The organism is Terrisporobacter muris (genome assembly GCF_024621905.1).
Classification (GTDB): Bacteria; Bacillota; Clostridia; order Peptostreptococcales; family Peptostreptococcaceae; genus Terrisporobacter; species Terrisporobacter muris.
On the sequence record NZ_JANKBY010000012.1, the window covers coordinates 22,969 to 29,799 of the forward strand.

Consider the following 6,831-nt stretch of genomic DNA (forward strand, 5'->3'; position numbering starts at 1 on the left):
TGCACTTTTGCAAAAATATACCTTCAAATTTATTAAACATGTCTTATATACAGTCTTTATTAAAAATGCAAAATATATTAGTTTTTTGCATTTTTACAAATAAAGAATATATTTATCTTAAAATTATTTTTAGTTCACTAATAAATTTATTTTAATATGTAAATTTTAAATTGTATTTATTCATTTTCCTTGATAGCGTTGAGTAATGTATCCCCAATACCTCTGATGCCTGTTCTAAAGTATGATATTTTTTAATAGTATCTTCAATAATTATTTTTTCATATAAACTTAAAAGATAATTTAACTTTTCTTTTTTATCATCACTTTTATACTCAGAAATCATTATTTGTGATAAAATTTTTCCTGGAATTGAATCTACTTCTATGTTTCTTTCGCTTACTATAAATAAGTACTCTACTATATTTTCAAGTTCTCTAACATTTCCTGGATAATTATATTTTATAAGGTAACCCATAGCTTCTTTTGATATAGTCTTATTTACTTTATATTTATTATTAAGTTTTTTTACAAAGAAATTAATAAATACAATTATGTCATCTGCCCTCTCTCTAAGGGGCGGTATTGTAATTGGAAAAACATTAAGTCTAAAAAAAAGATCCTCTCTGAAATTACCAGATTTTACGTCTTCCTCCAAGTTTCTATTAGTAGCTGCAATAACTCTAATATCAAGCTTTATACGCTCTTTACCTCCTACTCTTGTAATTTCTTTTTCTTGAATTGCACGTAATAGTTTTGATTGTACAGATAACTGTAGTTCTCCTATCTCATCTAAAAATAATGTTCCTCCATTTGCAAGTTCAAAAAATCCTATTTTTCCATTTGGTAATGCTCCTGTAAAAGCTCCTTTTTCATATCCAAAAAGTTCTGATTCAAACAACTCCTTTGGTATAGCCGCACAATTCACCTTAATAAAAATATCATTTTTTCTTCTACTTAATCCATGAATATATTTGCTAAGTACTTCCTTACCTGTACCTGATTCACCATATATCATAACTGTTGAATCGAAATCCGCAACTTTACTAGCCAATATAGCAGTTTCTTTCATTGCTTTACTTTCAAATATAAATTCTTCATTTTTATTAATTATTTTTTTTAAGCTCGTCATTTCTTGATTAACCTTTTCTTGATTGGCAACGTGCTGTTTAATTTCCGATTTAAGTTTTAATAGCTCTTCAATATTTCTAGTATTATTAATAACACCTATGATATTGTGATCATTATCAAAAATAGGTTGTGCTGAACTAAATGCAGATTTACCTGTTACATATTTATGTGTAGTGGAAACTGATTTCCCCATCTTCAAAACATCCAACGATATGGCTTTATTTATAGTTCCATCTTTTAAAAGTGCCGATAGATTTTTATCTATAATATCTTTCCTTTCTAACCCTGTAATTTTTTCATACTGGGAGTTTACATAGATTATTTTACCACTTCCATCTGTGATTAGAATTCCGTCAAAAGATGAATCTAGAGCTTTTTTATAAAAACTTGTTAACAAGATTTCCACCCCTTTTTAGGATTTTTCTCCTTAAATTTACATATTTTTATCTTCTTTATGACTAATATTCTATTTACAGGTATGATTTCCTTCAATTAAATATGTTACTTTCAGCTATATCTAAATCAGCAGAAATCCTCACTTTACAAAATTAAAATATTTTAATCATAAAAATAAAGGGAGAAAATAGTTAATCTTCTCCCCTTATTTCCAAATTTATATGATTTTAATATTTACAAAATTCATCTCTTATTGAGATCATTTCTTTAATTATATCATCAACATCTAATACCATTTCCATCATACCTATTTGCTCTTCATATACATTGCTATCAAACTCTTCTTTTACTTGAGGTTCACAAGCATGATATACTTGAAGTCCTAACTGGACTCCTGTCAATGGACCAGCAAATGTTGGATCTCCTGCAGTAACTGTTTCTGCAGCAAGACCTGCTGCCTCACCTTCTGATGCACCTAAAATAACCACAACATTTCCACAACCAAATTCTACTGCAAATTCCTTTACTCTTTTTTGATTTTCCAAGTCCATTGCTCCAGCAGCTGTTCAAACAAAACATTCAGTTGAAGAAAAGACAACTTCTCCTCCAGCTGTTTTTACGCACTCTTCTATAGCAGGACCTGGAATACCATCTCTATCTCCAATAATAATAACTTTTTTATTTTCCAGTATACTCATCAAAGCATCTCCCTTATAAATTCTTATATAATATTAAAAAGTTTTTATTCAAATACAGTTTGATCATTTACTTCTGTTTGCAATGCTTTTAAAGCCCTTAAAACTAATTCTTTTCTTATTTTTTTACTTCCTTCTTTATCTAAGTCTGGATTTCCAAGAGGATGCGGTATTCCAATAGCTGGTACTATTCTATTTGCACCTATTGTTAAAGAAATAGGAACTACAGTACAAATATGAACTACTGGTATACCGTATCTTTCTATTTCTTTTACCATCGTTGCACCGCAACGAGTACAAGTACCTCACGTAGAAGTTAGAATTACACAATCTACTTTATCATCTATTAATTTTTTACCAATTTCTTCACCAAATCTCTTAGCATTACCTACACTTGTTCCTGTTCCTGTTGTAGCCATAAAATAATTTGATACGTCTCCAACTACACCTTCTTTTTCTAACTCTCTTATTACATCTAAAGGAACTACCAAGTTAGGATTCTCAAGTACAAAAGATCTATCATAACCACCATGTATTGTAGTAAATTTATCTTTACTCATAAAGTCCATACCTGATAAGTCATATGTCCCAAACTTAGTTGCACTAGAAGATTCAATTTTATCTGGATTATCTGTAGGAACTATACCTCCAGAAGTTACTAAAGCTATTTTAGCTTTTGACATATCTTTTATAGGATTTGCTGGCACTACTCTATCAAAATTGGGCATTGGATATTCTGTTTCAAATTGATTTTTATTCATTTTTTTTACTAACATATCAACGGCTCTTTCAGATCCTCTTAATTCATGGAAATAATTTTTTCTTATTCCTCTTTGAATATATCCTTCTTCTTCTGGTGAGCCTATCTCTTCTTTTTTAGCTAATTTTAAAGCTAACTTAGCAAAACCTGGTACAGATTTTCTAAGTGTTGCTGCTGAATTTCCAGTAGATATAATATTTAAATCTAATTTAAACATATCTACTCCTGGATTCTCTTTGTACATACCTGTAATTACAGGTATGTTTAGCTCTTCTTCTACAGCTTTACAAATTGCACCACAAGCAACACCGTATCTTCCAGCATTAAATGCTGGTCCTGCTATAAATAAATCTGGATTTTCATCTTTTATCATTTTTAAAAGCTCTTTTGTAGCATCTTCCATATGTTCTCCAAAATAAGTATCTCCACATATTACAGTTGATACTATTTCAGCTTCTTCATCAAAAGCTTTTTGAATTGCCATACCAGGTCCTACAACTCCGCTTCTTTTTTCAGGGGGTATATTTGCTTTTTCTTCTCCCCCTACTCCAGCAAAGAAATTGTTTATATAATGAACTACTCTTATTTTACTCATAATCTTCCCTCCTTCTTTTTAATACCATTTAGCAGTTAAATGATTATATCCATTAGCTATAGTTGATGCTATTATTATTTGAAGTTCTGCATCCATACTTCCATCTTCATTTAAACAACCTTTGTATCCGCCTATCATCATTTCCACATATTCAAGAGTTCCAATTATCTTATCCATTGCAGGAAAATGAACAACTAAATTACCTTGACCACAAGAAACAACTGCATCAGCTTCTTTAGTAGCATCTGCTACAGATTGACTCTTACCATCTCTTCCTGGAAATTCATCTGTAATGAGTACCACATCTGCACCTACATCAGTACATTTTTTACAATTCATCATTAAATCTGTGTCTGGATTTCCATAACCTTCTTCAGTAATAATAACTCCATCAATTCCTAAGTACTCTACTAGTTTTGCTACCATATCAGAACTTCTTTCTTTATCCATCAAAAATACATTTTCATTAGTTAAAATAACACCTACAAAATTTAAATCCTTTCCATGTCTTTTATATAAATCCTCAATTACAGGATTGTTTAAATGATGATAAGTTGTAACCTTATCACAAGGTGCAACACAGTTTCCTGAAATAATAGCTCCATCCATTATTTCTGTAGGATACATTAAAGTTGGTACTATTTGTTTTGCATCTACACCATAATAATATGTGTCATGGAGTAAACCTTGTGATTGTAACATATGAACATAAGCCACTGTTGGTAAATTAGGATACTCTTTTATTTGTTCTCTTATAGGTTTAGTTTCATAAACTATAACTTCATCAGGTTCTACATCTCTTCCTACTTCACCTAAGTAAGTAGCTACTCTTAAACCAGCCATTCTAGCTGCTTGCTCATATGAATGTGCTTCTAAATTATCCTTCGGTTCCATCATTATGCATAAATTATTCGTCATTGAAAAAGGTGTATATTGTGCTATTGGTCCGCTCATGTCAATAATTCCTTCTTGAAAGGCTACAATATTTCCTCCTGTAACAACACAAGCACCTTTTAACGCATTAGTTCTTCCACTACCAACTGTTTTCACCTTGTTCAAAATTCCAGGGAATATACTTCCTTCCCCAAAAACTTTTACCCTAGGCTCAATTACATCCTTAACAGGAGCTATTCTAACAGATTCTCCCGGTCTAGCTATATCCACATTTACACTTTTTATTCTATCATCACTTAACACTATCTCTTCTACTTCTCTCTTATCAACATATAATACTGAGTCTATAACTTCTGTCTTCTGTGCAAATTGAATATCATTAATAAATATCTTTCCTAATTCTAACTTCATGAAGCAACCCCCTTGCATAAGTTTTATTGATTGATTTATTCTATAATTGCAAAATAATTTGTTTACTTTTATACAAGCAATACTTATGCCAAAATATATAAGTTATAAAATCCACCTATACAGCCATTCTATTTATAAATAATACCTATAATTTTGCAGTTTTGCAAAAATACATAGCATGGTTATTCTTTATGATTGAAATAATGTTTTACCAAAATTGCAAAATAAAATTCTATTTTGCAATTTTGCAAATAAAAAATTCCCTTCGCCTGAGCGACGTGTCGTCGCCAACGGCTTCGTCCGTTTCTCAAGTAGCAAAGCTGAAAATTATATGTTATCCACAAAACAGATAACATATAATTCCTTACAATTAAAAAGTGTGCATTTTACCTCAAAATGCACACTTAATCTATATTATTTAAATACCCTATTTATAAACCTATCTTATTAATTATTTATAAAACACTTGATTTTGCTTTAATATCATATTTCTCAAAATCACCTTCCGAACAGAAGATTTCAATTTTTCTCTTCTCACCTGGAGCTATTTCTGTCTCATTAGTAAATGACTTTTCTATAACTGTTCCATCTGAATCCATTAGTTTATATTCAAATTCAACATAGTCTAAAACCTCATTACTAGTATTTTCAAAAATACCAACTATCTTCGTACTATAATCTCCTCTTTTTACTTCCCATTTTATATTTTTAGCCATTTCTTGTACTTTATTATCATTTTCTACTGTTTCTTGTTCTACTTCTTTTATTGCATTATCTACACTAGATACTCCTGCTCCAACTAATGCTGCGCAACCTCCAACAACAACTACAAATCCTATAATAATACCTACTAATATTTTTTTCATTTTTTACCTCCATAAGTAATTCTCTAGTCATAAATTAATTATATAAATCTACTTATGGTTATTGGTATGCTGTCAGCATACAAATGAAATTTTTTTAATTCATAGTTAAAGTTAGTAATCCTCCTCCAATCAAGAATATACCTGTACTATAAATCCAATAACCTACTACCCTTATTAAAATTCTTTCACTTTTTAATAAAGGTAGTTTATTTTTTATATTTAGATAATTAGTAAATATAAAGTAAATAGATAGCAGCATCACAACAAGTGTTACATTACCTAAAAACTCCTTGAAACTTTTAGCAATAAATAATCCCATTATTAAAAATAAATACCAAAAAGTAGCACATATCATATAGATAAAGTTTTTAGATCTAAAACCTGGTAATGTTTTAGAATTATTATTCAAATGTTTTAGTTTTTCTTTTTTAGTGTAATATTTAGTATTTATTTTATTTTGGCCTTCAATTTTCTTTTCATTGTATAATTTATTTTTTAATTCTACTTTTAAATCAAGAACATTATCATATCTTTTTTCTGCAGAAATATGTGTACATTTTTTTATTATGTCTTTTAACAAAGTATTATTCAACTCTTCTTTTATATGTTTTCCTGTGGTTAAAACATTCATCATTACACCCATAGCATATATATCACTTCTACAGTCTGTTTGATCAAATCCAAACTGTTCTGGAGACGCATATCCTTTTGTGCCTAAAAGTGTGGTATCTAAGCTTTCACCTTCTTTGTAGGTTCTTGATATATCAAAATCTATTAATTTTAGTACGTTATCGTTACTTATAATTATATTTGCTGGTTTGATATCCCTGTGAATTATAGGTGGATTTAAACTATGAATTTCATTTAAAACGTCACATAAGGAAATCATATATTTAATTACCTCTGACTCTTTTAACTTATTTTCTTTTTCTAAAATTGTTTGTAAAGTGTCTCCATTTATAAATTCTTCAATAATTATAAGTTTATCTTCATTTTCTAATATTTCATAAATTTTAGGTATATTTTTAGAATTTATATTCTTTATGCTTTCATATATTTCTTTTGTATATTCTTTTATTTCTTTTA

Annotated in this window: 6 protein-coding genes; all 6 read right to left on the reverse strand. The window is 29.2% G+C overall.

Annotation, left to right across the window (positions count from 1 at the left end; all coding sequences use genetic code 11):
* Positions 1 to 151: 151 nt before the first annotated feature.
* Complete coding sequence (locus NSA58_RS02055) at positions 152 to 1,525, reverse strand: sigma-54 interaction domain-containing protein (protein ID WP_052233126.1); 1,374 nt, start codon at positions 1,523 to 1,525, stop codon at positions 152 to 154.
* Between the two features lie 226 nt (positions 1,526 to 1,751).
* On the reverse strand, positions 1,752 to 2,222 hold the full coding sequence (grdA, locus tag NSA58_RS02060; RefSeq protein ID WP_079764688.1) for a glycine/sarcosine/betaine reductase complex selenoprotein A: 471 nt from the start codon (positions 2,220 to 2,222) through the stop codon (positions 1,752 to 1,754).
* 44 nt (positions 2,223 to 2,266) lie between these two features.
* The gene (grdF, locus tag NSA58_RS02065) at positions 2,267 to 3,574 is read right to left on the reverse strand and encodes a sarcosine reductase complex component B subunit beta (protein ID WP_079764687.1); all 1,308 of its coding nucleotides are present in this window, start codon (positions 3,572 to 3,574) and stop codon (positions 2,267 to 2,269) included.
* An 18-nt stretch (positions 3,575 to 3,592) separates the two neighbouring features.
* Positions 3,593 to 4,879, reverse strand: coding sequence for a sarcosine reductase complex component B subunit alpha (grdG, locus tag NSA58_RS02070; RefSeq protein WP_074079161.1), 1,287 nt, complete (start codon positions 4,877 to 4,879; stop codon positions 3,593 to 3,595).
* A gap of 455 nt (positions 4,880 to 5,334) precedes the next feature.
* Positions 5,335 to 5,745: an FxLYD domain-containing protein gene (locus NSA58_RS02075; RefSeq protein WP_039681019.1), complete on the reverse strand. Its 411-nt coding sequence runs from the start codon at positions 5,743 to 5,745 to the stop codon at positions 5,335 to 5,337.
* A gap of 94 nt (positions 5,746 to 5,839) precedes the next feature.
* A partial coding sequence (locus NSA58_RS02080) for a serine/threonine-protein kinase (RefSeq protein ID WP_257559997.1) occupies positions 5,840 to 6,831 on the reverse strand: 992 nt, incomplete at its 5' end.

Coding starts and splice junctions, on each gene's coding strand:
- grdG (WP_074079161.1), bottom strand. CDS start 4,879: ATGAAGTTAGAATTAGGAAAGATATTTATTAATGATATTCAATTTGCA.
- NSA58_RS02075 (WP_039681019.1), bottom strand. CDS start 5,745: ATGAAAAAAATATTAGTAGGTATTATTATAGGATTTGTAGTTGTTGTT.